Origin of the sequence: Marinobacter sp. (genome assembly GCF_033722735.1) — a bacterium.
GTDB lineage: Bacteria > Pseudomonadota > Gammaproteobacteria > Pseudomonadales > Oleiphilaceae > Marinobacter.
The window spans coordinates 76,943-99,765 of sequence record NZ_JAWVYN010000015.1 but is presented as its reverse complement, the minus strand read 5'-3'; the positions used below and the strand labels follow the sequence as shown (position 1 = coordinate 99,765).

Genomic DNA, 22,823 nt, shown 5'->3' with positions numbered 1-22,823 from the left:
CTTCCAGATCAAGGAAGACGGCGCCAAAGTGCGGATCTTCAAGTCCACGAACGAAGCTGTCGATAACCAGTAAGCGGTGGTGGTTACGATGCTTAACATGAAAGAGCAGTACAGTAAGGAAGTGGTACCCGCCCTGCAGAAGGAGTTCGGTTACAAGAACGTGATGCAGGTGCCGCGTATCGAAAAGATCACCCTGAACATGGGTGTTGGCGAAGCGGTAGGTGACAAGAAGCTGATTGAGAACGCGGTGGCGGATCTCGAAGCGCTGGCCGGTCAAAAGGCGGTTGTCACCAAGGCTCGCAAATCCGTTGCGGGCTTCAAAATCCGTGAAGGTTGGCCGATTGGCTGTAAGGTGACGCTGCGCGGCGAGCGCATGTGGGACTTCTTTGACCGTCTGGTTCACATCGCGATTCCACGCGTACGTGACTTCCGGGGTCTGAATCCCAAGTCATTCGACGGTCGCGGTAACTACAGCATGGGTGTGCGTGAGCAGATCATCTTCCCTGAGATCGAGTACGACAAGGTCGACAAGATCCGTGGTCTGGACATCACCATCACCACGACTGCGGGTACCGATGATGAAGGTCGCGAACTGCTGAAGGCCTTTGGCTTTCCGTTCAAGAAATAAGGAATCCGTGTAATGGCTAAGGTTTCCATGAAAAACCGCGAGCTCAAGCGCGAAAAGACCGTTGCAAAATACGCAGCGAAACGCGCCGAACTCAAGGCAATTATCAAGAACCCGAATACCAGCGATGACGACCGTTGGGACGCTCAGATGAAGCTGCAAAAGCTTCCTCGTAATGCGAGCCCGGCGCGTCTGCGTAACCGTTGCCAGGTTACTGGTCGTCCCCATGGCGTTCTGCGCAAATTCCAGTTGTCACGCATCAAGCTGCGTGAGTCTGGCATGCGTGGCGACGTCCCGGGTCTGACCAAGTCCAGCTGGTAAGGAAGGCGCCTTCCCGCAAGGTGAAGGTGCCCGTTGGTAAGCGGTGCGGCAAGCCGCTGCACAACTAAAAAGATCAGGAGCCTCATACCGATGAGTATGCAAGACACGCTTGCGGATATGATTACTCGTATTCGTAATGCACAGATGGCACAGAAGGCCGACGTGGCCATGCCGTCTTCCAAGTTCAAGGTCTCCGTAGCCCAGGTCCTCAAGGACGAAGGTTACGTCGAAGACTTCTCTGTTTCAGCTGACGCCAAGCCCGAGCTGACCATTACCCTGAAGTACTTTGGTGGCAAACCGGTCATCGAAGACATTCAGCGGGTCAGTCGTCCGAGTCTGCGCCAGTACAAGGGCGCTGGGGAACTGCCGAAGGTAGCCGGCGGTTTGGGTGTTGCCATCGTGTCGACGTCCAAGGGCGTTATGACCGACCGCGCCGCACGTGCTGCAGGCGTGGGTGGCGAAGTCATCTGCACCGTATTCTAAAGGGAGAGATACATGTCCAGGGTTGCCAATAATCCTGTCGTGCTGCCTTCCGGTGTTGAGGTTAAGCTGAACGGACAGGAAATCAATGTGAAGGGCTCCAAGGGAGCGCTTCAGTTCACCGTACATCAGGCTGTCGAAGTGACTCAGGAAGAAAACGTCCTGCGCTTTGCGGCCCGTGATGGCGCCAAGCAGTCCCGCGCTCTTGCAGGAACCACCCGTGCCCTGATCAACAACATGGTCACCGGGGTCTCCGCAGGCTTCGAGCGTAAACTCCAGCTTGTGGGCGTTGGTTATCGCGCCCAGGCGCAGGGTAAAAAGCTCAACCTGACACTGGGTTTCTCTCACCCGGTCGAGTACGAGCTGCCCGAGGGGATCACCGCAGAGACTCCGTCCCAGACGGAAGTCGTTATCCGTGGGATCGATAAGCAACAGGTTGGCCAGGTCGCCGCGGAAATCCGCGCCTACCGTCCGCCCGAGCCCTATAAGGGTAAGGGTGTGCGTTATGCGGATGAGCATGTACGGCGCAAAGAAGCCAAGAAGAAATAAGGCGGGACTATGAGCGCGAATAACGAAAGACTGCGTCGCGCACGTAAAGTGCGCATGAAGATTCGTGAGCTGGGTACTGACCGTCTGTGCGTACACCGTACACCGCGTCACATGTACGCCCAGGTCACCACTGCAGATGGCAGCAAGGTTCTGGCCTCTGCCTCCACATTGGACAAGGAACTACGCCAGGGCGCGACCGGTAACGTAGACGCCGCCAAGAAGGTCGGTCAGCTGATCGCTGAGCGTGCCAAGGCTGCCGGCGTCGAGAAGGTTGCTTTTGACCGTTCCGGTTACCGTTATCACGGACGGGTTCAGGCTCTCGCCGACGCTGCCCGTGAAGCTGGCTTGAAATTCTAAGAGGTGGAGAAGATGAGCGTTAACGAACAGAAGGCGCCTGAGCTCCAGGAAAAGCTGGTTCAGGTAAACCGCGTTGCCAAGGTAGTAAAAGGTGGTCGCATCTTCGCTTTCACCGCCCTGACTGTGGTGGGTGACGGCAAAGGTCGAGTCGGCTTCGGTCGTGGCAAGGCCCGGGAAGTACCGGTTGCCATCCAGAAGGCCATGGAAGCGGCGCGCAAGAACATGGTGGACGTTGCCTTGGACGGCAACACTCTGCAGTACCCGGTGAAGGCCGTTCACGGTGGCTCCAAGGTGTACATGCAGCCGGCCTCCGAAGGTACCGGTATCATCGCCGGTGGTGCGATGCGTGCGGTACTCGAAGTGGCGGGCGTACAGAACGTACTGTCCAAGTGTTACGGCTCGACCAATCCGGTCAACGTAGTCCGTTCCACTATTAAGGGTCTCCAGGCCATGCAAGCGCCTGAAGATATCGCAGCCAAGCGCGGCAAGACCGTGGAAGATATTCTGGGTTGAAGTCATGGCAGATGCTAAAAAGATCAAGGTTACACTGACCCGCAGCCCGATCAGCTGTCAGCCCAAGCACAAACTGTGTGTGAAAGGCCTGGGTCTTCGCAAAATCGGTCATACCGTGGAAGTGGAGGACACTCCTTCCGTTCGCGGCATGATCAACAAGGTGAACTACCTGGTTCGGGTGGAGGAGAACTAAGATGCGTTTGAACGAGCTTAGCCCAGAACCCGGTTCACGTCCGGACGCCAAGCGCGTCGGTCGCGGTATCGGTAGCGGCCTCGGCAAGACAGGTGGTCGTGGTCACAAGGGTCTGAAATCCCGCTCAGGCGGCAGCGTTGCGCCCGGGTTCGAGGGTGGCCAGCAGCCGCTGGCCCGCCGTCTGCCAAAATTCGGCTTTACTTCCCGTCAGCAGCGTTACGTCGCTGAGATTCGTCTCAACGAACTGGCGAAGGTGGAAGGCGATGTGGCGGACCTGGAAGCGCTGAAAACGGCTGACATCATTCGTGAGGAAATCCGCGAAGCGAAGGTTATCCTGTCCGGCGAACTGAACCGTCCGCTCACCGTCAAGGGTCTGAAGGTGACCAAAGGCGCTCGCGAGGCTATTACAGCTGCGGGCGGTAAAGTCGAGGACTAAGGCGAGTCGAGGACTAAATGGCCAAGACAGCATCATTGCCTGCGGGCGCGGGAAAAGGACTGGCGGAACTGCGTTCGCGGCTCTGGTTCGTGGTCCTGGCACTTCTGGTGTACCGGATCGGTGCCCACATTCCGGTGCCGGGAATCAATCCCGATCGGCTGGCGGCGCTGTTTGATCAGAACCAGGGCACCATTCTGAGTCTGTTCAACATGTTCTCCGGTGGTGCACTTGAGCGAATGAGTATCTTCGCCCTGGGGATCATGCCGTACATCTCGGCCTCCATCATCATGCAGCTCATGACTGCGGTCAGTCCGCAGCTTGAGCAGCTGAAGAAGGAAGGCGAGGCCGGTCGGCGCAAGATCAGCCAATACACCCGCTACGGTACCGTGATCCTGGCGTTGGTTCAGGGCCTCGGCATCTCCGTGGGCCTGGCTTCACAGGGTGTCACCTTCAACGATAGCTTCAGCTTCCACTTCGTGGCCGTGGTCTCCTTCGTGAGTGGCGCGGTGTTCATGATGTGGCTGGGTGAGCAAATCACCGAGCGTGGCGTGGGTAACGGGATCTCGTTGCTGATCTTCGCGGGCATCGTCGCCGGCTTGCCCGGGGCGATCGGGCAGACGCTCGAGCAGGCCCGGAACGGAGAGATGAGCCTGCTGGTGGTACTCGGGATTGCCGTATTGGCGGTCGCGGTGGTTGGCTTTGTGGTGTTCATGGAACGCGGTCAGCGTCGCCTGACCATCAATTACGCCAAGCGGCAGCAGGGGCGCAGGGTGTTTGCGCAGCAGTCCAGTCATCTGCCGCTGAAGGTCAACATGGCCGGGGTGATTCCGCCCATCTTCGCATCGTCCATCCTGCTGTTCCCGGCATCCCTGGGGCAGTGGTTTGGTCAGGGTGAGGGCATGGAGTGGCTGGGGGATATATCTCAGGCCCTGGCGCCGAGTCAGCCGCTGTATATCATCCTGTTCGCCGCCGCGGTTGTGTTTTTCTGTTTCTTCTATACGGCGTTGATGTACAACCCGAAAGAAGTGGCCGACAACCTGAAGCGTTCTGGTGCGTTTATTCCGGGCATTCGTCCGGGGGATCAAACCGCCAAGTATATCGATGGCGTGCTGACCCGCCTGACGCTGTTCGGTGCAATGTATATCGCAGCGGTATCCCTGTTCCCTCAGTTTCTGATGGTGGCCGGGAACGTACCCTTCTATCTGGGCGGTACGTCACTGCTGATCGTAGTAGTCGTGGTGATGGACTTTATGGCGCAGGTGCAGTCGCATCTGATGTCCCATCAGTATGAATCGCTGATGAAGAAGTCCAATCTCAAGGGCTATGGTCGGAACGGCTGACGCCGTTCCCGTTGAAAACTGGAGTCGACAATGAAAGTACGCGCTTCGGTAAAGAAAATTTGCCGTAACTGCAAAGTAATTCGTCGCAATGGCTCAGTTCGAGTCATTTGCTCGGAGCCTCGCCACAAGCAGCGCCAGGGCTGATTCCACCGAATCGGCCACTGACAACGCAAAAGGGGTTCGGAATGATAGCGCTTGATCTTTTTCTGGTCAGGCGCTATTATTTCGCGCCCTTTTTGTGGCGGAAAATTCACACAGCAAAGCTTTGAACGCGGAGTAATTTGGATGGCACGTATAGCCGGTGTCAATATACCCGACAACAAACATGCTGTTATCTCACTGACTTACATCTTTGGAGTCGGTCGGACAGCAGCCCAAAAGCTTTGCGATGCAGCCGGCGTCCAGCCGGACGTCAAGGTCAAGGACCTTAGCGATGATCAGGTTGAAGCACTTCGTACCGAAGTGGGCAAGCTGACTGTCGAAGGCGATCTGCGTCGTGAAGTTCAGATGAACATTAAGCGTTTGAAGGATCTCGGCTGCTTCCGTGGTCTGCGCCACCGTCATGGACTGCCGGTCCGTGGTCAGCGCACGAAGACCAACGCTCGCACCCGTAAAGGTCCTCGCAAACCGATTCGCAAGTAACAGGTAGGCAAACATGGCAAAGCCAGGTACACGTACCCGTAAAAAGGTGAAAAAGACGGTTGTTGATGGCGTCGCGCACATCCACGCGTCCTTCAACAACACCATCGTGACCATTTCTGATCGTCAGGGCAACGTCCTGTCTTGGGCTACCGCAGGTGGTTCCGGTTTCCGTGGGTCGCGTAAGAGTACACCTTTTGCTGCGCAGGTAGCAGCTGAAAGAGCCGGTAACGCGGCTGCTGAATACGGCCTTAAAAACCTGGATGTAGAGGTTAAGGGTCCTGGGCCCGGACGGGAATCTGCGGTTCGCGCGCTGAATGCGTGTGGCTACAAGATCACCAACATCACTGATGTCACGCCGATTCCGCACAACGGCTGTCGTCCGCCCAAGAAGCGCCGCGTGTAAGACAGGAGACAGTGAAATATGGCACGTTACATAGGTCCAAAATGTAAACTGTCTCGTCGAGAAGGGACAGATCTATTTCTGAAGAGCGGTGCTCGCGCGCTGGATTCCAAGTGCAACATCGAAACGCCGCCAGGCATGCATGGCGCCCGTCGTGGCCGTCTGTCTGAGTACGGTGTTCAGCTCCGTGAAAAGCAGAAAGTTCGTCGTATTTACGGCGTTCTCGAAAAGCAATTCCGTAACTATTACTCCGAGGCCGCCCGTCGCAAGGGTGCGACAGGTGAGAACCTGCTGCAGCTGCTGGAAGGCCGTCTGGATAACGTTGTTTACCGTATGGGTTTCGGTTCTACCCGTGCGGAATCCCGTCAGCTCGTCTCTCACAAGGCGATCCTGGTTAACGATAAGCTGGTCAACATTCCGTCTTATCAGGTCAAGCCGGGTGACGTTGTGAGCGTTCGCGAAAAGGCCAAGAATCAGCTGCGTGTCAAAGGCGCACTGGAACTCGCTGCCGGTCGCGCGCCAGTGGGCTGGGTAGAGGTCGACGCCAGCAAGATGTCAGGCGTTTACAAGTCAGTGCCCGAGCGTACTGAACTGCCGGCCGACATCAATGAGAACCTCATCGTCGAGCTTTACTCGAAGTAAAGTCCAGTTAGCAACGAGAGCAGATAGGGGCGTCTATGCAGCGTTCAGTACATGAGTTATTGACACCTCGTACCATTGACGTAAAGGAATCCAGCACCACGCGTGCCAAGGTCACGCTGGAGCCTCTCGAGCGAGGCTTTGGGCACACACTGGGCAGTGCTCTGCGCCGGATCCTGTTGTCCTCAATGCCGGGCTGTGCCATCACGGAGGCGCAGATCGACGGCGTACTCCATGAGTACAGCGCTATCGAGGGTGTTCAGGAAGATGTCATCGAGATTCTGCTGAATCTCAAAGGCGTGGCCGTCAAGATGGAAGATCGGGACGAAGCTGAGTTGACCCTCAGCAAGAAAGGTCCGGGTCCGGTCACCGCCGGCGATATCAAGCTGGATCACAATGTCGAGATCGCGAATCCTGACCATGTGATTTGTCACCTCAGTGACAATGGCGAAGTGAGCATGCGTCTGAAGATTGTTCGCGGCCGCGGTTACGAGGCTGCCGATCAGCGTGGTTTGGACGAAGACGAAACACGCGCGATTGGGCGCCTGCAGCTGGATGCAACTTACAGCCCGGTCCGTCGGGTTGCCTACGCGGTGGAAAGTGCCCGTGTCGAGCAGCGCACGGACCTGGACAAGCTGGTTATTGACCTGGAGACCAACGGCACCATCGACCCGGAGGAAGCGATCCGGCGGGCCGCGACCATTCTCCAGCAGCAACTGGCGGTATTTGTCGATTTCGATCACGAGAAAGAGCCTGAGCGCGTCGAGGAAGAGGAAGAGATTGATCCGATCCTTCTGCGCCCGGTCGACGATCTGGAATTGACTGTGCGTTCAGCTAACTGCTTGAAGGCAGAAAATATTTACTACATCGGCGATCTTATTCAGCGCACCGAAGTTGAGCTGCTGAAGACGCCTAACCTGGGTAAAAAGTCGCTGACCGAGATCAAAGACGTGCTGGCCTCCCGCGGCCTGTCTTTGGGTATGCGTCTTGATAACTGGCCGCCGGCGAGCCTTCGTGGCGACGACCGGGTTCTGGGCGGTTAATCGCCGAATTGGTAGTTTAAGGTAAGGAATCAGAGCAATGCGTCATCGTAAGAGTGGTCGTAAGTTCAACAGGACCAGTGCGCATCGCAAAGCCATGTTCCGTAACATGGCCGCGTCACTGGTTGAACACGAGCTGATCAAAACGACGCTCCCGAAAGCCAAGGAGCTTCGCCGGGTAGCCGAGCCGTTGATCACGCTTTCCAAAAATGATTCGGTAGCCAATCGCCGTCTGGCGTTCTCCCGGTTGCGCAACGATGCGGCGGTAGCCAAGCTCTTCGAAGAGCTGGGTCCCCGTTACGCGGAGCGTCCGGGTGGTTACCTGCGTATCCTCAAGTGCGGCTTCCGTGCCGGCGACAATGCCCCGATGGCGTTCGTCGAGCTGGTTGGCCGTCCGCTGGATATCGAGGCGGAAGAGGTGGACGAAGACGAGGATTAAGTCCTCGGCTTCGGGCCATTAAAAAAGCCGGTGCCCTTCGGGTCACCGGCTTTTTTGTGCGTGACGATTGGCCCGGGCAGGCGTGAAGCCCGGGCCAATTGCACGGTGAATCAGCCTTTGTAGTTGGCCACGGATTCTTCAACCGCCTTGCGTGCTGCGGCGGCGTTATCCCAGCCCTGCACCTTGACCCACTTGCCAGGCTCCAGGGTCTTGTAGTTTTCGAAGAAGTGCTGGATCTGGTCGCGCAGCAGTTGGGGCAGATCGTCGACGTCCTGAACGTCCGTGTAGGACTTGGTCAGTTTGTCGTGGGGAACCGCTACCAGCTTGGCATCACCGCCCGCTTCGTCTTCCATGTTGAGGATGCCCACGGGACGGCAGCGAATGACCGAGCCGGCCTGGACCGGGTAGGGTGTGACCACCAGTACGTCCAGCGGATCGCCATCGTCGGCCAGGGTGTGCGGGATGAAGCCGTAGTTGGCCGGGTAGAACATCGGCGTCGCCATGAAGCGGTCTACCATCAGGGCGCCCATGTCCTTGTCCAGTTCGTATTTGACTGGCTGGCTATTGGCCGGGATCTCGATGGCCACGTAGATGTCTTCAGGCGGATTCTTGCCGGCAGGAATGTGATCGAAGTTCATGATGGATCCTTGTTCCAGGTGATTAAACAGCGCTTGAAAAGTGGCGGCAATTATACGTGTATCCCGGACATATCGGAACACAACCATGGTAGGTTTATGGGCGCTCGGTGACGCGCGCCGGTCCCCCGGTTCGGCTCACTACAGCTTCATCTGTTTGGCGATCAATTCCTTCATGATTTCGTCGGTGCCGCCGCCGATGGACAGAATCTTGGCGTCCCGGTACAGCCGCTCCACCACGGTTTCCCGCATATAGCCCATGCCGCCGTGGAGCTGGACCGCCTCGCGGGTGACCTTTTCGCAGACTTCCACCGCGAAATTCTTGGCCATCGCCACTTCTTTGATCGGGTTCTTGCCCGCCTGCATCAGTGCCGCACAGTGGTAGGCGTATTGCCGGGCGACGTCGACCTGGGTAGCCATGTCCACCAGCTTGTGGCGAGTCACCTGGAAGGCACCGATGGGGCGGCCGAAGGCCTCTCGCTGACGGGTATAGGCGAGTGATTCCTCCAGCGCCATCTGCGCCGTCATGTAGGCCATGATGGTGAGCATCAGGCGCTCCTGGAGGAAGTTGCTCATGATTGCAATGAAGCCGGCGTTCTCGGCGCCAATCAGCCGCCCGGCGGGGACCCGGCAGTCCACGAAGAAGAGCTCCGCGGTATCGCTGGCCCACCAGCCCATCTTGCGCAGCTTGCGGCCGCGGGTGAAGCCCGGTGTGTCCCGGTCGATCAGCAGCAGGCTTATGCCCCCATGACCCATCCCGCCGGTCCGTACGGCAACGGTGTAGTAGTCGGCCCGATGGCCGCTGGTGATGAAGGTCTTGCTGCCGTTGACCACATAGTGATCGCCGTCGCGGACCGCGCGGGTCTTGAGGTTGGCGACATCGGAGCCGCCCCCGGGTTCGGTGATGGCCAGCGCGGCAATCTTGTCGCCGCGGAGGACTTCGGGGACGACCTGTTCTCGTACCGCAGGCTGTGCCCACTTGGCAACGGGGGGGAGGCCGATATCCAGCGAGCCCAGGCTGGCGACCAGGCCACCGGAGGTGGAGCGCATGAGTTCCTCCGACACCACCAGCTTCATCAGGACATCGCCCTCGCAGGATCCGCCCAGGGCCTCCGGGAAACCGATGCCAAGAAAGCCCGCCTCGCCCGCCTTTTGATACAGATCGCGAGGAAACTCGCCCGCCTCCTCCCAATCGTCGATGTGGGGCAGGACATGGGTGGCAATGAATTTGCGCACGGACAGGCGGACCTGCTCGTGGGTTTCATTGAAATAACTGGTCACGACACACTCCCTCTGCATGGTGGTTGCAAGGGCAGTGTGTCGAAAATTCACGCACCAAGCAAGCGCTTGGTATGGCTAATGGGGTCAGAGGCCTTCGCGGGGCGTGCTTTCGACTCCCTGTTGGGTGCCAAGCAGGAGCAGGTCGGCGGGCCGGCGTGCGAACAGGCCGTTGGTCACCACCCCGGCGATCTGGTTGAGGCGTTCTTCCATCTGGATCGGTCGGGACAGGTCCAGGTTGTGGATGTCGATAATGATGTTGCCGTTGTCGGTCTGGACCCCTTCCCGGTAGACCGGGTCGCCGCCCAGTTTGACGATTTCGCGGCCCACGTGGCTGCGGGCCATGGGAATCACTTCCACCGGCAGCGGAAAATTGCCCAGCACGCCCACCTTCTTGCTTTCGTCGGCGATGCAGATGAAGGTCTTGGCCACTGCGGCCACAATCTTCTCCCGCGTCAGGGCGCCACCGCCGCCCTTGATCAGTTCCAGTCGATCGTTGGTCTCATCGGCGCCGTCGACGTAGAACTCCAGGGCGCTCACACTGTTGAGGTCGTAAACGGGGATGCCGTGGGATTTCAGGCGTTCTGCGCTGGCCTCGGAGCTGGCCACGGCGCCATCGAACTCGGTTCGGACGCCGGCCAGCAAGTCGATAAAATAGTTGGCCGTGCTGCCGGTGCCGATGCCGACAATGCTGTCGCTCTCCAGTCGGGGGGCGATATAGTCCAAGGCGGCCTGGGCGACGGCCTGTTTGAGTTGGTCCTGGTCCATGCTGAGCTCCGGTGAAGCGTGGGTGGAAAATTGCGATCATTATAACGATCCACCCGCAGCGGTTATAGACGACACCCCGTCAAACTTTCTACACTGTGCGTTTTGCCTCTCCAGTCGTTGACCCGGACCCGGTTGTCGGGAAGCGACGTTGCCTGACGATGGAACCCAGCACCATGCCGCAACGCTACATCAAAAAAATTCTGGATGCCCGTGTCTACGATGTGGCCAATGAAACGCCACTGACCGAAGCTCGTAACCTGTCCCGTCGCTTCGACAACCAGATCTTCCTGAAGCGCGAGGATCTGCAGCCGGTGTTTTCCTTCAAGATTCGTGGTGCCTACAACCGGATTGCCCAGTTGTCGGATGAGCAGAAGGCCAAGGGGGTCATTTGCGCGTCGGCCGGCAACCATGCCCAGGGCGTGGCCCTGGCCGCCAAGAAGCTGGGCATCAAGGCAATCATCGTCATGCCCCAGACCACGCCGGATATCAAGGTGCGCTCGGTGCGCAGCCATGGCGCCAAGGTGGTGCTCAAGGGGGATGCCTTCGATGAGGCGGCGGCCCATGCGGCGGAGCTGGTGGAGAAACAGGGGCTGACCTACATCCCGCCCTACGATGATCCCGATGTGATTGCCGGCCAGGGCACCGTGGCTATGGAAATGATGTGGCAGTTTACCCATCCGTTGCACGCGGTGTTCGTTCCCGTGGGCGGGGGAGGATTGTTGGCGGGCATGGCGGCCTACATCAAGTACCTGCGCCCCGAGACCAAAGTGATCGGCGTCGAGCCGGAAGACTCCAACTGTCTGCAGGCTGCGTTGGAGGCCGGTGAGCGGGTGGTGCTCGACGAGGTCGGAATCTTTGCCGATGGCGTGGCCGTACGTCAGATCGGCAAGCACACCTGGGAGGTCTGCAAGGACCTGGTGGACGAGGTGGTCACCGTCTCCACGGACGAGATCTGCGCAGCCATCAAGGACATCTTTGATGACACCCGCTCCATCGCCGAGCCGGCGGGTGCCCTGGCAGTGGCGGGGATCAAGAAGTATGTCCAGCGCGAGCAGCTGCAGGGCGAGAACCTGGCTGGCGTGCTCAGCGGTGCCAATATGAATTTCGATCGCCTGCGCTACATCTCCGAGCGGACCGAAATTGGCGAAAAGCGCGAGGCCATCCTGGCGGTCACCATCCCGGAACGACCGGGGGCGTTCAAGACCTTCATCAACGCCCTGCACAAACGCAGTATCACCGAGTTCAACTACCGTTACTCCGATGCGGAGGAGGCCTGCATTTTCGTTGGCATCCAGATCCAGCAGGGTGGCTTGGGGCGTGATGAGTTGGTGCAGGAACTGCGCGAGGCGGGCTACCCGGTGCTGGACCTGACCGACAGTGACCTGGCCAAGCAGCATATCCGCCACATGGTGGGCGGCCACGCCCCCGCGGTTGGCAACGAGAAGGTGTTCCAGTTCGAGTTCCCCGAGCGCCCCGGAGCGCTGATGAAGTTCCTGATGTCCCTGGGCACCCGCTGGAACATCTCCATGTTCCACTACCGCAATCATGGCGCCGCTTACAGCCGGGTGCTGATGGGAGCCCAGGTGGACGACGAGGAGCTCGGTGCCTTCCGCGCGATGCTCGACAAGATCGGCTTCCGTTACAAGGACGTGACCGATAACGAGGCCTACCGGCTGTTCCTTGGATCCGGCAACAGCCAGGGGTAGTCCTGGCTGTTTGCCTGCGAACATTAATAATTGTTAATTCGTTATAAATTGTAAATCGGAAGATGCGTGGTAACCTTCCGGTGGATTCTGCGAAAGTTTAATAGCTTTTTGATTTTCTTGGTTGTGACCGGAGACTAATTACCATGCAAGGCAAGCCTGACACCATTCGGGCCCTCGTCGTCGTTTTTGTCATCGGTCTGGCCGTCACCGGAATCACCTCCCTGCAGGCGTCTGAGAACGATGCCAGCCGCGGCGAGCAGGAGGCTGCGGAAGTGATGGGCTATATCCGGTAACGGCGACGGTCCGTGACAATGCCCTGCAGCGGGATGTCCCACGGTTCGATGGGCAGCCGAACCACCCGCTGAACCTCATGAGCCAGTCCGATCAACTTGGGCGCCAGCCTCGGCGTCCGCCGCACAAACTCAAACGTGCGGTCGTAGAAACCGCCCCCCATACCCAGGCGTCCGCCTTCCAGGTCAAATCCCACCAGCGGAAACAGAACGGCATCCAGTGCCCAGGCCGGGCGAATGTGCTCGCGGGACAGTGACGGTTCCGGAATGCCGAAGCGATTGTCGATCAGCCGGGTATCCGCCGAATAGGAGCCGAATACCATGTGGCCGTCCCGGAAAGGGTGCAGGATCGGCAGATAGAATTGCACCCCGCGTTTGCGGGCGGCCGCAACGAAGGGGCCGGGGTCGATTTCGCCGTCGTTGGGTAGGTAGATGGCAATGTGGCGTGCCCGGTACAGCGCTGGGCTGGCCAGCAACAGGCGAGCCATGCGCTTGGCCGCGGCCTTCTGCTCGGTGGCGGTCAGCGAGCGTCGCAGGTTTCTCAGGGCCTTGCGAATGTGGGCGCGTGAAGATCGCTCCGGATGAGGTTCGAATGGGGCAATGGGGGGGATGTGCATGGGCTGGTAAAGCTTCCCGGGTTGCCGTTATCGGATGTGGCCCTTGAACCCAAAGTTCAAGGTCGGTGGCCGCTGTGACATATTAGGCTTTCCCCCTCGGGGGACGTGCTCACAATGCCCTGAAGTAGCCACCTGGGTAGTGCGCATCGGCTCGAGGACGTATCCGACCAGCGAACAACCCAGGAAGTTGGCCTATTATAGAGCCACCACGGGGGGCGATTGCAAACCCGAAATGGACGCCCTCAACTTTCCTCGGATTCTCCCAGGGCCTGGTCCAGCTTGTGATCCATTGCTTGCAGTAGGCTGGCGGTCGCGCCGGACACGGTGTCCCGTTGCAGCAGGTCGTGGGTGATGTTCAGTGCCGCCATGACGGCGATGCGCTCGGTGCCGAAGACCTTGCCGCTGGTGCGGATTTCCCGCATTTTGTGATCCAGGTGGTTGGCGGCCTGGATCAGTGCCTGCTGCTGATCTTCCGGGCAGGCGACCAGGTAGTCCTTGTCCAGGATCCTGACTTCCACGGTGGTGGGCTGTTCGGACATCAGTGTTGCTCCAGGGCCCTGAGACGGCCGATCATGGCTTCAATCTTGTTCTTGGCAAGGTCGTTCTTCTGAATAAGCTGGGCGCGTTCCCGGTTCCAGTCGTCCTGCAGCTGGCGCAGGGTCGCATTATCCTGCTCAAGCTTTTGGCAGCGCTCAATCAAGCGGTCCAGCTTGTCCGCTAGGGCCTGTAATTCGGACTGATCCATGACGTGTCCAATAAGGTTAGTGTGGAACTAACTATAAGTGTGGACTGTAAGCTGGTCAATTTACAGGGATGTCATTCCGTGGAAGTCGTCCCAAAATGCTGGGTTCGGCTGCGCCACCAGGCCCGGGCTGCGGGAATCAGGCCCACCAGAACCGCGGCCAGGGGAACGCAGGCCAGTATCAGCCATTCGGTGACATCCAGCGGCCGGAGCTGCAGGTGCAGGCCATAGTGGTGCAGCAGCCAGGGCCCGGCAACGGCAATCAGCAGTCCCCCCAGCAGCACCGCCAACAGGCAGGCGAGTATTGCCAGTGCCGCACACTCGAGGATGTACAGCAGTGCGATCAGGGTGGGAGAGGCCCCGGTGGCCCTCAGGATGGCGATTTCCTGCTTGCGGTGTACCTGCAGGGTCAGCAGGACGGCGGCCAGTCCCACCAGGCTGGTGACGACCACGAAGCCGGTAATGCCCAGCAGGGCGGTTTCGAACTGACCCATGATCCGCCACAGCTCACTCAGCGCAACCCCAGGAAGGATGGCGCTGAGCGGTTCGTCGGCGAATTCGTTGAGCCGGCGCTGGAGGCGGAAGGTGAGTACCTTGCGCTCGACCCCCACCAGGGCTGCGGTGATGGCTTGCGGGGTGAGATCCTGTTGCCGTGCCTGGTCGGCGGAGAGGGTGCGTCCCGGTCGGGGCACGCCGGCCTCCCAGCCGGTGTGGATGGCTTCCAGGCCCTGCAGGCTGACATAGACCGCCCGGTCCACCGGGGTGCCAGTGGGCGCGAGGATGCCGCTGACGCGAAAGGGGGTCTGGTCGTGTTTCAGGAAACTGGTGGCGCCACCACCATGAGCCAGGATGACCTGGTCGTCCAGCCGGTGTCGGAGTTCCCGGGCGACGCTGGCCCCCAGGACCACATCGAACACGTCGTCAAACCAGGCACCGGCGGCCAGCTGGAGTGGCCGGTCATTGCCGTAGCGATAGTGCTTCAGGAAGCCCTCGTCGGTCCCCACCACCCGGTAACCCCGGTAGCTATCACCCAGTGACAGGGGCACCGCCCAGTCCACGGTGCCCATGTCACGGAGCGTCTGGTAGCTCGACCAGTGAATGTTGTTGGTGGCATTGCCGAGGTGGAACACCGAGTACAGCAGCAAATTGAGCTGCCCGCTGCGGGCCCCGACGATCAGGTCGGTACCGGAAATGGCGCTGGTGAACGAGTGGCGGACTTCGGAGCGCAGGTATTGCACGCCCAGAAGCAGCGTCACGCTGAGGGTCAGGGTCAGGGTCACCAGTGTCAGGATGCCGCGGCGGTGCCAGAGGCTGGCCAGGGCCAGGGACAGTGGCAGGCGAAGGTTCATGGGCAGTCTCCGAGGGTCAACTGGGTGGCGAAATTCCGGGCCAGCGTGTCGTCATGGCTGACAAGCAGCACCGATGTCTGACGGCTATTGGCCTGCGTCAGCAGCAGCTGGATGAAGCGGTCGCGATTCTCTCTGTCCAGGGCGGAGGTCGGCTCGTCGGCGAGAATTAACGCCGGCGACCCGATCAGCGCCCGGGCGGCGGCGACGCGCTGCTGCTGCCCAACGCTCAGCTCGGTGACGGGGCGGTGCCAATGGCGGGTGGGAATGGCGAGCGCCGCAAGCAGGGCCTCGGCCTCAGCCTGGGCAGAAGGGGCGGTGCGTTGTCGGCGTCGGGCCGAGAGCCGGCACGGCAGCAGCGTATTGGCCAGCGGACTGAGGTAGGGTACCAGGTTGAACTGCTGGAAAATCACCCCGAGTCGATCAGCCCGTAATCGGTCGAAACGGCCACGGGACAGCTGGCGGGCATCCTGGCCCAACAGGGTCAGCTGACCCTGCTGTACCGCCGACAGGCCGCAGATCAGGCTCAGCAGGGTGCTCTTGCCGCTACCACTGGCCCCCCGCAAAAACAGGTGCTCACCCTGGGGCAGCTCGATGTCGGGGTAGCGAATGGCCGGTCCCTGGGCGTCCCAGCGAAACGCCAGGTCTCGGCATTGGAGGGCAGGCGGTGGTTGTTGCGTTAATGGGTCGGTAAGCGTCATGTTGGTCGTTTCGTTGATACGGTATGATGGCTTGTCCACGTTTATAAAGGTCTGGTCGTTACATGGCAAAGCGTATTGGGGTTTTGGCTTGGGTGGTTGTCGGGACAGCACTGGTCGCATCGATGACCGTCCGGGCCGAGAGCGAGGGGCGCGAAATTGACTGGCTGGAGCTGATGCCGGCCACCGATGTCGCGCTGCTGGAGAATCTGCCCGAAGTGGAGCATGCGGGAGATGGTCCGGCCTCCCTGCCGGACGAAATCATGACCGGGCGCACGGTGCCGGAGATGGACGGTGTGGCCGGCAAGATTCCCGGGTTTGTGGTGCCGCTCAAGACCACCGAGGACATGCGCATCCTGGAGTTCTTCCTGGTGCCCTATTACGGGGCCTGCATTCATGTGCCGCCACCGCCTCCCAATCAGATCATTCACGTGACCTACCCCGCCGGTTTCAAGCTGGACGTATTGTACGAACCGGTATGGGTGCAGGGCACGCTGGAAATCGAGCGCACTGAGAACGATGTCGCGTCCGCCTCCTACGCGCTGGAGGCGGAACAGGTGGAACTCTATCAGTATTAGGGCGTCAGCTTCACGGTGGGCTGGTCCTGCGACAGGCTGCCGCTCCCCTGGCCGTGTTCGCTGAGCCATTCCAGCCGCAGTTCTTCCAGGTCGGAAAACCGCTCCGGCATCGGTGAGGTGAGTTCCTGACCGGCGATCGGGCGGTCGCAGTGAATGATCTGGCTTACTTCCACGTCCCGGTGCGTTGGTGCCGCGTCGTGTTCATCACCATGTTCCTCGTGCTCGTGCTCGTGCTCGTGCTCGTGCTCGTGCTCGTGCTCGTGCTCATGCTCCTCGGTTGTGCCGTCGTCGTGTAAATCGACCTGGCCGGCGGCGACCTGGCAGTTACCATCCGTCAGGCTGAGCAGGGGTGTGGACGACAACCAGCTGCGAACCTGGTCCTGCCGGCTGCGCTCTTCCTCCGACCGCGGTGAGTATTCAAACCCCAGGAGGTTGAATGCCGGTGTACGCAGCATGACATCAATGGCCTGCCCCTCCACGGCAGCCTGGAGGACGGCCTGACCGTGTTGGTGGGCGCCCGGGTTATCGCCGGCCAGTGCGGGAGTGGTCGACAATGCCAGGGTGGTGATCAGGTTGGTCGCCAGTCGGGGAAGGATACGGGATGGCATGCTTGGGCTCCGGTTGTGATTGATATGTTATAACATAATTACCCTGTTGGCCGGTGGCCGGTCAAGGGGCACAAGCTCGGTGGGGATTGTGTTTCTGGCGATGTCTTCGGGGTCACTGAGTGCTACGATAGTCAGCCCAAGCTTCACCACAGGAAGACCGCATTAGATGTCTGTTTCCGATACCGACAAGTCCCAGGCCTTCGAACGTTGGGCCAACCTGTTTGCCACCCACAAGGCGTTCAGCCACCCCTCCGAACTGCACGGCGCCCTCTGTGGCCGCCTGGCTGCCGGCGGTCGGCTGGCGGACCGGGACTGGCTGGCGCTGGTCTGCGAGCACATGGGGCTGCCAGAGTCCGCCGGCGCCGCGTCGGAACCACTGGCGGCGTTCATGACCGAGGCGTACGCCACTACCCTGGAGGCGCTCAAGGCCGCCGACATGAGCTTCCAGCCGTTGCTGCCGGACGACGACTATGAGCTGGCGCAACGGTTGCAGGCCCTGTCGGCGTGGATTCGCGGTTTCCTCGAAGGCATGGCGCTGGAGGCCGGTTCCGCCCTGGGCTCGGCGCCGGCAGAAATCCGCGAGCTGATTGAGGATCTGGTGGCCATCAGTCAGGTCTCCGAAGCCGAGGACGATGGCGAGGACAGCGAGCACCAGCTGCTGGAAATCACCGAGTACGTGCGACTGGGCGCGTTGGCGGTGTTCACCGAGTATAATCCGCCAGAGCCGCCGGCGTCTCAGACCGTCCACTGATCAGCGAAATCCGGGAAGTTGTTATGACCGCCTACATCCCCATGAAAGAATTTGCCGAACGCCGTCACAAGCTGATGGAGCGGATGGCGCCGGACAGTATCGCCATTTTACCGGCGGCGCCCGAGCGGGTGCGCAACCGCGATGTGTTGCACCCTTTTCGACAGGACAGCGATTTCCAGTACCTGACCGGGTTCGGCGAGCCCGATGCGGTGCTGGCGCTGATTCCGGGCCGGGAACACGGTGAATCGGTGCTGTTCTGCAAGGAGCGGAATCCGGAGAAAGAGTTGTGGGACGGTTTTCTGGTCGGCCCGGAAGGGGCCATCGAGCGGTTTGGCCTCGACGACGCCTTCCCGATCTCCGACATCGATGACATCCTGCCGGGACTGATCGAGGGCCGCAGCCGGGTGTATTACCCCCTGGGCAAGGACCATAACTTCGACACTCAGGTGATGGACTGGGTCAAGCTGATTCGCAGCAAGGTGCGCACCGGGGCCCAGCCGCCGGGCGAGTTCGTTGCCCTGGAGCATCACCTGCACGATCTGCGCCTGTTCAAGAGCGCCAACGAGATCAGGGCCATGGCCAGGGCCGGCGAAATCAGCGCCGAGGCTCACTGCCGGGCCATGCGGCGGGCCCGGCAGGGCGGCAGCGAGTATCAGTTGGAGGCCGAGCTGATCCACACGTTCATGAATCACGGTGCCCGTTCCACCGCCTATCCATCCATCGTCGGCGCCGGGGCCAATGCCTGTATCCTGCACTACATCGAGAATTCGGCGCCGCTGAAGGACGGCGACCTGGTGCTGATCGACGCCGGCTGCGAGCTGGAGTGCTACGCCTCGGACATCACCCGCACCTTCCCGGTGAACGGGCGGTTCAGCGAGGACCAGAAGGCGGTGTACGAGGTGGTGCTGGCGGCCCAGTACGCGGCCATCGAGGCGGTGCGTCCCGGGAATCACTGGAATCACCCCCACGAGGCGGCCCTCAGGGTACTGTGCCAGGGGTTAATTGACCTGGGGCTGCTGCAGGGAACAGTGGAGCAGGCTCTTGAAGAAGAGGCTTACAAACCCTTCTACATGCACCGGACCGGCCACTGGCTGGGGCTCGACGTCCACGACGTCGGCGATTACAAGGTGGGGGAGGCCTGGCGGGTACTGGAGCCGGGTATGGTGCTGACGGTGGAGCCGGGACTGTACATCGCCCCGGACAACGCCGAGGTCGACCCGCGCTGGCGGGGCATCGGCATTCGCATTGAAGACGACGTGGTGGTCACCCGCGACGGCTGCCGGGTGCTGACCGAGGGCGTCCCCAAGACCGTGGCCGAGATTGAAGCCCTGATGGCGGGATAACCGTGAAGCCGAACGAGCGTAAGCTGGATACCGACATTGTCATTGCCGGCGGCGGCCTGGCCGGGGCCACCCTGGCCCTGGCCCTGGCGCGGGCGGTGCCACAGCTGCGAGTGACCGTGGTGGAAGCCTTCCCGCTGTCGCGGGAGCCCCTGCCGGCGGATTACCAGCCCAGCTATGACGCCCGCTCCACCGCCCTGGCCTGGGGTTCCCGGCTGATCTACGAACAACTGGGCCTGTGGGCCCGGCTGGCGGAGCAGGCCACCCCCATCCGTCACATCCACGTGTCCGACCGGGGCCGTTTTGGCGCTACCCGTCTGGCGGCCGGTGATCACCGCCAGGAGGCGCTGGGCTACGTGGTGGACAACCGCTGGCTGGGGCTGTGCCTGATGGCCGCGCTGAGGGCCTGCCCCCAGGTGAGCTGGCGTGCCCCGGCCCAGGTGAGGGACGTCGGTCGAATCTCCGGTGGGGTGTCGGTCGCGGTGGCCGAGGGGGAGCATCCGCATACGCTCACCGGCCAATGCATCGTGATCGCCGACGGCGGCCGCTCCGGCCTCCGGGAGCGGCTGGGGTTTCAGGTCTCCAGCCGCCGCTACGACCAGCATGCCCTGATTGCCAACGTATCCACCGCCCAAAGCCACAACTTCACCGCCTACGAGCGCTTTACCGGGGCCGGGCCCATGGCGCTGCTGCCCCACGGCGGTGGCCAACGGCCCGGCAACACCAGTGCCCTGGTCTGGACCCTGACCGGGGCCGACCTGGACGAGGTGCTGGGGCTCACGGCCCAGGGCAAGTGCCAGCGCCTGCAACAGCGGTTTGGCTGGCGGTTGGGGCGGTTTGAACAGATCGGCCAGTGCAGTCACTACCCACTGACCCTGTCCACCGTGGATGAGCCGGTGCGCCCGGGCATGGCACTGATCGGCAACGCTGCCCACACCCTGCATCCGGTGGCGGGCCAGGGCTTCAATCTGGCCCTGCGGGGGATCATGGCGCTGGTGGAGCAGTTCCAGTGCGGCGTGGCGCAAGGCATTGCGCTGGGTGACCTGGCCCTGCTAGGCCGCTACCAGGCCGTTCACCGGGAGGACTGGCAACAAACTGTGCGGTTCTCCGATTCCCTGATCCGGATCTTCGGCGACAGCCAGCCGGCCCTGGCCCTGGCCCGGGATGCCGGTCTGGTGGGGCTGGACCTGTTGCCGGGGGCCAAGCGCTGGTTCGCCCGCAGCGCCATGGGCCTGAAAGCCCGGCGCCCGGTCTTTCCGTTCGAACGACAAGCAGCGAGAGGCGGCGATGACTGACTCGGCCCGTTTTGATGTGTTGGTGGTGGGCGGCGGCATGACCGGCAGCGCCCTGGCCCTGGGACTGGCCCGGCAGGGCTGGCAGGTGGGCCTGGTGGAGGCCGGTCAGCTGGCAAAGATCACCGAGACACCCTCGACGGTGACCTCGGTGGATGATTACGAGCCCCGGGTCAGCGCCATCTCTGCCGCCAGCAAGCGGCTGCTGGACAGCCTCGGGGTCTGGCCCCGGCTAGCCCGGGAACGTCACTGCAATTACCGGGGCATGGAGGTGTGGGATGGTGACGGTACCGGCCGTATCCGCTTCGATGCCCACGACCTGCAGGTCCCTGAGCTGGGGAGCATTGTCGAGAACCGTATCCTGGTGCGCGCCCTGTTCCAGGCCCTGGCTGAGAGTCCGGTCACCGTGCTGGACAGCAGTCAGGTGATCGGTATGACCGCGGGCGGCGAGGGGCGGACCCTGACGCTGGCGGACGGGCGCTCGCTCACCGCCTCCCTGGTGGTGGCGGCGGACGGTGGCAACTCCCGGCTGCGCCAGTGGGCCGGCCTGCCGACGCGGGAATGGGATTACGACCAGCAGGCCATCGTCTGCACCGTGCGCACCGCCCGGGGCCATCAGCACACCGCCTGGCAGCGGTTCTCCCCAACCGGGCCCCTGGCTTTCCTGCCGCTGGGCTGTGAGCAGCCCTCGGACGAGCACTACTGTTCCATCGTCTGGTCCCAGGACACCAGCGAAGCACGACGGCTGGCGGCGCTGGACGACGACGCCTTCACCAGCGCCCTGGAGAGCGCCATCGAGGGGCAGCTGGGTGCCATCGAGTCGGTCTCCCGGCGGTTTACCTTTCCGCTGCGCCAGCGTCACGCCAAGGACTACGTCAGCGGCGATGTGGTCCTGGTGGGGGATGCCGCCCACACCATCCACCCGCTGGCAGGACAGGGGGCCAACCTCGGCTACAGCGATGTCCGGGTGTTGCTGGATGAGCTGGCACAGGGCCGGCAGCGCGGCCTGGCACCGAACGATCCCTTGCTGCTGGCCCGCTACCAGCGTCGCCGCAAGGGCGACAATCTCACCATGATGGCGGCGATGGAGGGCTTCAAACAGCTGTTCGCCCGTGATGAGCTGCCGCTGCGCTGGCTGCGCAACACCGGCATGCGCTGGCTTGATCGCGCCGGCCCGCTGAAGCAGCGCCTCGCCGCCGAGGCCATGGGCCTGCACCACTGACTAACCGACTTTCAACGGCAAGACAAGGAACCCCCCATGGCCGCAGCCAGTCTACTCGCCCTGATTGATGACATTGCCACCATCCTCGACGACGTCGCCTCGATGACCAAGGTGGCCACCCAGAAGACCGCCGGGGTACTGGGGGACGATCTGGCCCTCAACGCCCAACAGGTCACGGGCGTTCGCCCGGCCCGGGAAATTCCGGTGGTCTGGGCGGTGGCCAAGGGCTCGTTGCGGAACAAGGTGATCCTGGTGCCCGCCGCCCTGGCCATCAGTTTTTTTGTCCCCTGGCTGGTCACGCCGCTGCTGATGCTGGGCGGGGCCTTCCTGTGTTTCGAAGGCTTCGAGAAGCTGGCCCACAAGTGGCTTCATTCCCGCGCGGAGGATGAGGCCCACCGCCAGGAACTGAAGCAGGCGCTGCAGGACCCGGCGCGGGACATGGTGGCCCTGGAAAAGGACAAGGTGCGTGGGGCGGTGCGGACCGATTTCATCCTGTCCGCGGAGATCATCGCCATCACCCTGGGGACGGTGGCCCATCAGCCGATCGGCATGCAGTTTGCGGTGCTGTCCGTGGTGGCGCTGCTGATCACCATCGGGGTTTACGGGTTGGTGGCCGGTATCGTCAAGCTGGACGACGGCGGGTTGTACCTCAGCCGGCGCCCCGGTGACGGCTGGTGGCCCTCGGTCCAGCAGGCCACCGGGCGCGGTATCCTCTGGCTGGCGCCCCATCTGATGAAGGGGCTGTCGATCCTGGGCACGGCGGCCATGTTTCTGGTCGGCGGTGGCATCATTGCCCACGGCATTCCCCCCCTGTACCAGCTGATACACCAGCTGACCGAGCCGCTGGGGGGCGTGATGGCCGTGCTTGGGTCGGTGCTGGCGGATGGCCTGGTGGGGGTTGTCGCCGGCGCCATTGTGGTGGCGCTGGTGTCCCTGCTGGGGCGTGGCTGGAAGGGGCTCAAGGGCACTTCCTGAGAC

The 22,823-nt window shown here is 61.5% G+C and carries 32 protein-coding genes, 1 other RNA gene and 1 pseudogene; 24 read left to right on the top strand and 10 right to left on the bottom strand.

Annotated features, from left to right (window positions below; genetic code table 11):
* The 16 genes and pseudogenes from rplX to rplQ form a co-directional block, all read left to right on the top strand.
* A pseudogene (rplX, locus tag R3175_RS12495) lies at positions 1–73 on the top strand (50S ribosomal protein L24); the annotation flags it as partial.
* Positions 74–88: 15 nt separating this feature from the next.
* Positions 89–628 carry a 50S ribosomal protein L5 gene (gene rplE / locus R3175_RS12490; RefSeq protein ID WP_318944612.1) on the top strand — a complete coding sequence of 180 codons (540 nt, stop codon included), beginning with the start codon at positions 89–91 and terminating at the stop codon, positions 626–628.
* 12 nt (positions 629–640) lie between these two features.
* Entirely contained in the window at positions 641–946 is a 306-nt protein-coding gene (rpsN, locus tag R3175_RS12485) for a 30S ribosomal protein S14 (protein WP_318944611.1), read from the top strand.
* 90 nt (positions 947–1,036) lie between these two features.
* Positions 1,037–1,429: a 30S ribosomal protein S8 gene (gene rpsH, locus R3175_RS12480; protein WP_318944610.1), complete on the top strand. Its 393-nt coding sequence runs from the start codon at positions 1,037–1,039 to the stop codon at positions 1,427–1,429.
* Between the two features lie 12 nt (positions 1,430–1,441).
* Positions 1,442–1,975, top strand: a complete 534-nt coding sequence (rplF, locus tag R3175_RS12475) for a 50S ribosomal protein L6 (RefSeq protein WP_318944609.1) — start codon at positions 1,442–1,444, stop codon at positions 1,973–1,975.
* A 9-nt stretch (positions 1,976–1,984) separates the two neighbouring features.
* Positions 1,985–2,332 (top strand): 50S ribosomal protein L18, encoded by a 348-nt coding sequence (rplR, locus tag R3175_RS12470; RefSeq protein ID WP_318944608.1) that lies wholly within the window; start codon positions 1,985–1,987, stop codon positions 2,330–2,332.
* Between the two features lie 12 nt (positions 2,333–2,344).
* A complete protein-coding gene (gene rpsE / locus R3175_RS12465; RefSeq protein ID WP_271980411.1) occupies positions 2,345–2,845 on the top strand; it encodes a 30S ribosomal protein S5 in 501 nt (166 codons plus the stop codon).
* A 4-nt stretch (positions 2,846–2,849) separates the two neighbouring features.
* A complete protein-coding gene (gene rpmD, locus R3175_RS12460; protein ID WP_318944607.1) occupies positions 2,850–3,038 on the top strand; it encodes a 50S ribosomal protein L30 in 189 nt (62 codons plus the stop codon).
* Between the two features lies 1 nt (position 3,039).
* Positions 3,040–3,474 (top strand): 50S ribosomal protein L15, encoded by a 435-nt coding sequence (gene rplO, locus R3175_RS12455; RefSeq protein WP_318944606.1) that lies wholly within the window; start codon positions 3,040–3,042, stop codon positions 3,472–3,474.
* Positions 3,475–3,491: 17 nt separating this feature from the next.
* A complete protein-coding gene (secY, locus tag R3175_RS12450) occupies positions 3,492–4,814 on the top strand; it encodes a preprotein translocase subunit SecY (RefSeq protein WP_318944605.1) in 1,323 nt (440 codons plus the stop codon).
* Positions 4,815–4,844: 30 nt separating this feature from the next.
* Positions 4,845–4,958 carry a 50S ribosomal protein L36 gene (gene rpmJ / locus R3175_RS12445; protein WP_008174902.1) on the top strand — a complete coding sequence of 38 codons (114 nt, stop codon included), beginning with the start codon at positions 4,845–4,847 and terminating at the stop codon, positions 4,956–4,958.
* Between the two features lie 141 nt (positions 4,959–5,099).
* On the top strand, positions 5,100–5,456 hold the full coding sequence (gene rpsM / locus R3175_RS12440) for a 30S ribosomal protein S13 (protein ID WP_271980390.1): 357 nt from the start codon (positions 5,100–5,102) through the stop codon (positions 5,454–5,456).
* A gap of 13 nt (positions 5,457–5,469) precedes the next feature.
* Positions 5,470–5,859 carry a 30S ribosomal protein S11 gene (gene rpsK, locus R3175_RS12435; protein WP_271980388.1) on the top strand — a complete coding sequence of 130 codons (390 nt, stop codon included), beginning with the start codon at positions 5,470–5,472 and terminating at the stop codon, positions 5,857–5,859.
* 18 nt (positions 5,860–5,877) lie between these two features.
* Entirely contained in the window at positions 5,878–6,498 is a 621-nt protein-coding gene (rpsD, locus tag R3175_RS12430) for a 30S ribosomal protein S4 (protein ID WP_318944604.1), read from the top strand.
* A gap of 35 nt (positions 6,499–6,533) precedes the next feature.
* Positions 6,534–7,538 (top strand): DNA-directed RNA polymerase subunit alpha, encoded by a 1,005-nt coding sequence (locus R3175_RS12425; RefSeq protein WP_318944603.1) that lies wholly within the window; start codon positions 6,534–6,536, stop codon positions 7,536–7,538.
* A 37-nt stretch (positions 7,539–7,575) separates the two neighbouring features.
* The gene (rplQ, locus tag R3175_RS12420) at positions 7,576–7,974 is read left to right on the top strand and encodes a 50S ribosomal protein L17 (RefSeq protein ID WP_318944602.1); all 399 of its coding nucleotides are present in this window, start codon (positions 7,576–7,578) and stop codon (positions 7,972–7,974) included.
* 110 nt (positions 7,975–8,084) lie between these two features.
* Here the strand turns inward: rplQ and ppa are convergent, their stop codons facing one another.
* From ppa to rpiA, 3 genes are all read right to left on the bottom strand, one after another.
* The gene (gene ppa, locus R3175_RS12415) at positions 8,085–8,612 is read right to left on the bottom strand and encodes an inorganic diphosphatase (protein WP_318944601.1); all 528 of its coding nucleotides are present in this window, start codon (positions 8,610–8,612) and stop codon (positions 8,085–8,087) included.
* 138 nt (positions 8,613–8,750) lie between these two features.
* Positions 8,751–9,908: an acyl-CoA dehydrogenase family protein gene (locus R3175_RS12410; protein WP_318944600.1), complete on the bottom strand. Its 1,158-nt coding sequence runs from the start codon at positions 9,906–9,908 to the stop codon at positions 8,751–8,753.
* Positions 9,909–9,974: 66 nt separating this feature from the next.
* Positions 9,975–10,655 carry a ribose-5-phosphate isomerase RpiA gene (gene rpiA / locus R3175_RS12405; RefSeq protein WP_318944599.1) on the bottom strand — a complete coding sequence of 227 codons (681 nt, stop codon included), beginning with the start codon at positions 10,653–10,655 and terminating at the stop codon, positions 9,975–9,977.
* Positions 10,656–10,828: 173 nt separating this feature from the next.
* Here rpiA and ilvA point away from each other — a divergent pair, with 173 nt between their 5' ends.
* Both ilvA and R3175_RS12395 read left to right on the top strand, forming a co-directional pair.
* Positions 10,829–12,361 carry a threonine ammonia-lyase, biosynthetic gene (ilvA, locus tag R3175_RS12400; protein ID WP_318944598.1) on the top strand — a complete coding sequence of 511 codons (1,533 nt, stop codon included), beginning with the start codon at positions 10,829–10,831 and terminating at the stop codon, positions 12,359–12,361.
* 143 nt (positions 12,362–12,504) lie between these two features.
* Entirely contained in the window at positions 12,505–12,654 is a 150-nt protein-coding gene (locus tag R3175_RS12395; RefSeq protein WP_318944597.1) for a hypothetical protein, read from the top strand.
* Here R3175_RS12395 and R3175_RS12390 read toward each other — a convergent pair.
* From R3175_RS12390 to R3175_RS12365, 6 genes are all read right to left on the bottom strand, one after another.
* Positions 12,642–13,268 (bottom strand): 5-formyltetrahydrofolate cyclo-ligase, encoded by a 627-nt coding sequence (locus R3175_RS12390; protein ID WP_318944596.1) that lies wholly within the window; start codon positions 13,266–13,268, stop codon positions 12,642–12,644. The two genes, R3175_RS12395 and R3175_RS12390, sit on opposite strands and share 13 nt — an antisense overlap.
* Positions 13,269–13,277: 9 nt before the next feature.
* A non-coding RNA gene (gene ssrS, locus R3175_RS12385) (6S RNA) lies at positions 13,278–13,457 on the bottom strand.
* A 53-nt stretch (positions 13,458–13,510) separates the two neighbouring features.
* Entirely contained in the window at positions 13,511–13,807 is a 297-nt protein-coding gene (locus tag R3175_RS12380) for a cell division protein ZapA (RefSeq protein WP_318944595.1), read from the bottom strand.
* Positions 13,807–14,013 (bottom strand): TIGR02449 family protein, encoded by a 207-nt coding sequence (locus R3175_RS12375; protein ID WP_318944594.1) that lies wholly within the window; start codon positions 14,011–14,013, stop codon positions 13,807–13,809. The genes R3175_RS12380 and R3175_RS12375 overlap by 1 nt, the downstream gene beginning before the upstream one ends.
* A gap of 71 nt (positions 14,014–14,084) precedes the next feature.
* Positions 14,085–15,359: an ABC transporter permease gene (locus R3175_RS12370; RefSeq protein WP_318944593.1), complete on the bottom strand. Its 1,275-nt coding sequence runs from the start codon at positions 15,357–15,359 to the stop codon at positions 14,085–14,087.
* Entirely contained in the window at positions 15,356–16,057 is a 702-nt protein-coding gene (locus R3175_RS12365) for an ATP-binding cassette domain-containing protein (protein ID WP_318944592.1), read from the bottom strand. Before R3175_RS12365 ends, R3175_RS12370 begins: the two co-directional genes overlap by 4 nt.
* Before the next feature lie 62 nt (positions 16,058–16,119).
* Between R3175_RS12365 and R3175_RS12360 the strand changes: the two genes are divergently transcribed.
* Complete coding sequence (locus R3175_RS12360; protein WP_318944591.1) at positions 16,120–16,632, top strand: DUF3299 domain-containing protein; 513 nt, start codon at positions 16,120–16,122, stop codon at positions 16,630–16,632.
* Here the strand turns inward: R3175_RS12360 and R3175_RS12355 are convergent.
* The gene (locus R3175_RS12355) at positions 16,629–17,240 is read right to left on the bottom strand and encodes a ZrgA family zinc uptake protein (protein WP_318944590.1); all 612 of its coding nucleotides are present in this window, start codon (positions 17,238–17,240) and stop codon (positions 16,629–16,631) included. The two genes, R3175_RS12360 and R3175_RS12355, sit on opposite strands and share 4 nt — an antisense overlap.
* 166 nt (positions 17,241–17,406) lie before the next feature.
* On the opposite strand from R3175_RS12355, the gene R3175_RS12350 reads away from it, so the two are divergent.
* The 5 genes from R3175_RS12350 to R3175_RS12330 are packed head-to-tail and all read left to right on the top strand — an operon-like array spanning position 17,407 to position 22,820.
* Positions 17,407–17,991, top strand: a complete 585-nt coding sequence (locus tag R3175_RS12350) for a UPF0149 family protein (RefSeq protein ID WP_318944589.1) — start codon at positions 17,407–17,409, stop codon at positions 17,989–17,991.
* A gap of 23 nt (positions 17,992–18,014) precedes the next feature.
* Entirely contained in the window at positions 18,015–19,334 is a 1,320-nt protein-coding gene (gene pepP, locus R3175_RS12345; RefSeq protein WP_318944588.1) for a Xaa-Pro aminopeptidase, read from the top strand.
* 2 nt (positions 19,335–19,336) lie between these two features.
* Positions 19,337–20,626, top strand: coding sequence for a 2-octaprenyl-6-methoxyphenyl hydroxylase (ubiH, locus tag R3175_RS12340; protein WP_318944587.1), 1,290 nt, complete (start codon positions 19,337–19,339; stop codon positions 20,624–20,626).
* On the top strand, positions 20,619–21,845 hold the full coding sequence (locus R3175_RS12335; RefSeq protein WP_318944586.1) for a UbiH/UbiF/VisC/COQ6 family ubiquinone biosynthesis hydroxylase: 1,227 nt from the start codon (positions 20,619–20,621) through the stop codon (positions 21,843–21,845). The genes ubiH and R3175_RS12335 overlap by 8 nt, the downstream gene beginning before the upstream one ends.
* 36 nt (positions 21,846–21,881) lie before the next feature.
* Positions 21,882–22,820, top strand: coding sequence for a DUF808 domain-containing protein (locus R3175_RS12330; protein ID WP_318944585.1), 939 nt, complete (start codon positions 21,882–21,884; stop codon positions 22,818–22,820).
* The last annotated feature ends 3 nt before the right edge of the window (positions 22,821–22,823 follow it).

What these genes read in the sequence shown, in the direction of transcription:
- rplE (WP_318944612.1), top strand. Translation starts at nt 89, where the DNA reads ATGCTTAACATGAAAGAGCAGTACAGTAAGGAAGTGGTACCCGCCCTG.
- rpsN (WP_318944611.1), top strand. Translation starts at nt 641, where the DNA reads ATGGCTAAGGTTTCCATGAAAAACCGCGAGCTCAAGCGCGAAAAGACC.
- rpsH (WP_318944610.1), top strand. Translation starts at nt 1,037, where the DNA reads ATGAGTATGCAAGACACGCTTGCGGATATGATTACTCGTATTCGTAAT.
- rplF (WP_318944609.1), top strand. Translation starts at nt 1,442, where the DNA reads ATGTCCAGGGTTGCCAATAATCCTGTCGTGCTGCCTTCCGGTGTTGAG.
- rplR (WP_318944608.1), top strand. Translation starts at nt 1,985, where the DNA reads ATGAGCGCGAATAACGAAAGACTGCGTCGCGCACGTAAAGTGCGCATG.
- rpsE (WP_271980411.1), top strand. Translation starts at nt 2,345, where the DNA reads ATGAGCGTTAACGAACAGAAGGCGCCTGAGCTCCAGGAAAAGCTGGTT.
- rpmD (WP_318944607.1), top strand. Translation starts at nt 2,850, where the DNA reads ATGGCAGATGCTAAAAAGATCAAGGTTACACTGACCCGCAGCCCGATC.
- rplO (WP_318944606.1), top strand. Translation starts at nt 3,040, where the DNA reads ATGCGTTTGAACGAGCTTAGCCCAGAACCCGGTTCACGTCCGGACGCC.
- secY (WP_318944605.1), top strand. Translation starts at nt 3,492, where the DNA reads ATGGCCAAGACAGCATCATTGCCTGCGGGCGCGGGAAAAGGACTGGCG.
- rpmJ (WP_008174902.1), top strand. Translation starts at nt 4,845, where the DNA reads ATGAAAGTACGCGCTTCGGTAAAGAAAATTTGCCGTAACTGCAAAGTA.
- rpsM (WP_271980390.1), top strand. Translation starts at nt 5,100, where the DNA reads ATGGCACGTATAGCCGGTGTCAATATACCCGACAACAAACATGCTGTT.
- rpsK (WP_271980388.1), top strand. Translation starts at nt 5,470, where the DNA reads ATGGCAAAGCCAGGTACACGTACCCGTAAAAAGGTGAAAAAGACGGTT.
- rpsD (WP_318944604.1), top strand. Translation starts at nt 5,878, where the DNA reads ATGGCACGTTACATAGGTCCAAAATGTAAACTGTCTCGTCGAGAAGGG.
- R3175_RS12425 (WP_318944603.1), top strand. Translation starts at nt 6,534, where the DNA reads ATGCAGCGTTCAGTACATGAGTTATTGACACCTCGTACCATTGACGTA.
- rplQ (WP_318944602.1), top strand. Translation starts at nt 7,576, where the DNA reads ATGCGTCATCGTAAGAGTGGTCGTAAGTTCAACAGGACCAGTGCGCAT.
- ppa (WP_318944601.1), bottom strand. Translation starts at nt 8,612, where the DNA reads ATGAACTTCGATCACATTCCTGCCGGCAAGAATCCGCCTGAAGACATC.
- R3175_RS12410 (WP_318944600.1), bottom strand. Translation starts at nt 9,908, where the DNA reads ATGCAGAGGGAGTGTGTCGTGACCAGTTATTTCAATGAAACCCACGAG.
- rpiA (WP_318944599.1), bottom strand. Translation starts at nt 10,655, where the DNA reads ATGGACCAGGACCAACTCAAACAGGCCGTCGCCCAGGCCGCCTTGGAC.
- ilvA (WP_318944598.1), top strand. Translation starts at nt 10,829, where the DNA reads ATGCCGCAACGCTACATCAAAAAAATTCTGGATGCCCGTGTCTACGAT.
- R3175_RS12395 (WP_318944597.1), top strand. Translation starts at nt 12,505, where the DNA reads ATGCAAGGCAAGCCTGACACCATTCGGGCCCTCGTCGTCGTTTTTGTC.
- R3175_RS12390 (WP_318944596.1), bottom strand. Translation starts at nt 13,268, where the DNA reads ATGCACATCCCCCCCATTGCCCCATTCGAACCTCATCCGGAGCGATCT.
- R3175_RS12380 (WP_318944595.1), bottom strand. Translation starts at nt 13,807, where the DNA reads ATGTCCGAACAGCCCACCACCGTGGAAGTCAGGATCCTGGACAAGGAC.
- R3175_RS12375 (WP_318944594.1), bottom strand. Translation starts at nt 14,013, where the DNA reads ATGGATCAGTCCGAATTACAGGCCCTAGCGGACAAGCTGGACCGCTTG.
- R3175_RS12370 (WP_318944593.1), bottom strand. Translation starts at nt 15,359, where the DNA reads ATGAACCTTCGCCTGCCACTGTCCCTGGCCCTGGCCAGCCTCTGGCAC.
- R3175_RS12365 (WP_318944592.1), bottom strand. Translation starts at nt 16,057, where the DNA reads ATGACGCTTACCGACCCATTAACGCAACAACCACCGCCTGCCCTCCAA.
- R3175_RS12360 (WP_318944591.1), top strand. Translation starts at nt 16,120, where the DNA reads ATGGCAAAGCGTATTGGGGTTTTGGCTTGGGTGGTTGTCGGGACAGCA.
- R3175_RS12355 (WP_318944590.1), bottom strand. Translation starts at nt 17,240, where the DNA reads ATGCCATCCCGTATCCTTCCCCGACTGGCGACCAACCTGATCACCACC.
- R3175_RS12350 (WP_318944589.1), top strand. Translation starts at nt 17,407, where the DNA reads ATGTCTGTTTCCGATACCGACAAGTCCCAGGCCTTCGAACGTTGGGCC.
- pepP (WP_318944588.1), top strand. Translation starts at nt 18,015, where the DNA reads ATGACCGCCTACATCCCCATGAAAGAATTTGCCGAACGCCGTCACAAG.
- R3175_RS12335 (WP_318944586.1), top strand. Translation starts at nt 20,619, where the DNA reads ATGACTGACTCGGCCCGTTTTGATGTGTTGGTGGTGGGCGGCGGCATG.
- R3175_RS12330 (WP_318944585.1), top strand. Translation starts at nt 21,882, where the DNA reads ATGGCCGCAGCCAGTCTACTCGCCCTGATTGATGACATTGCCACCATC.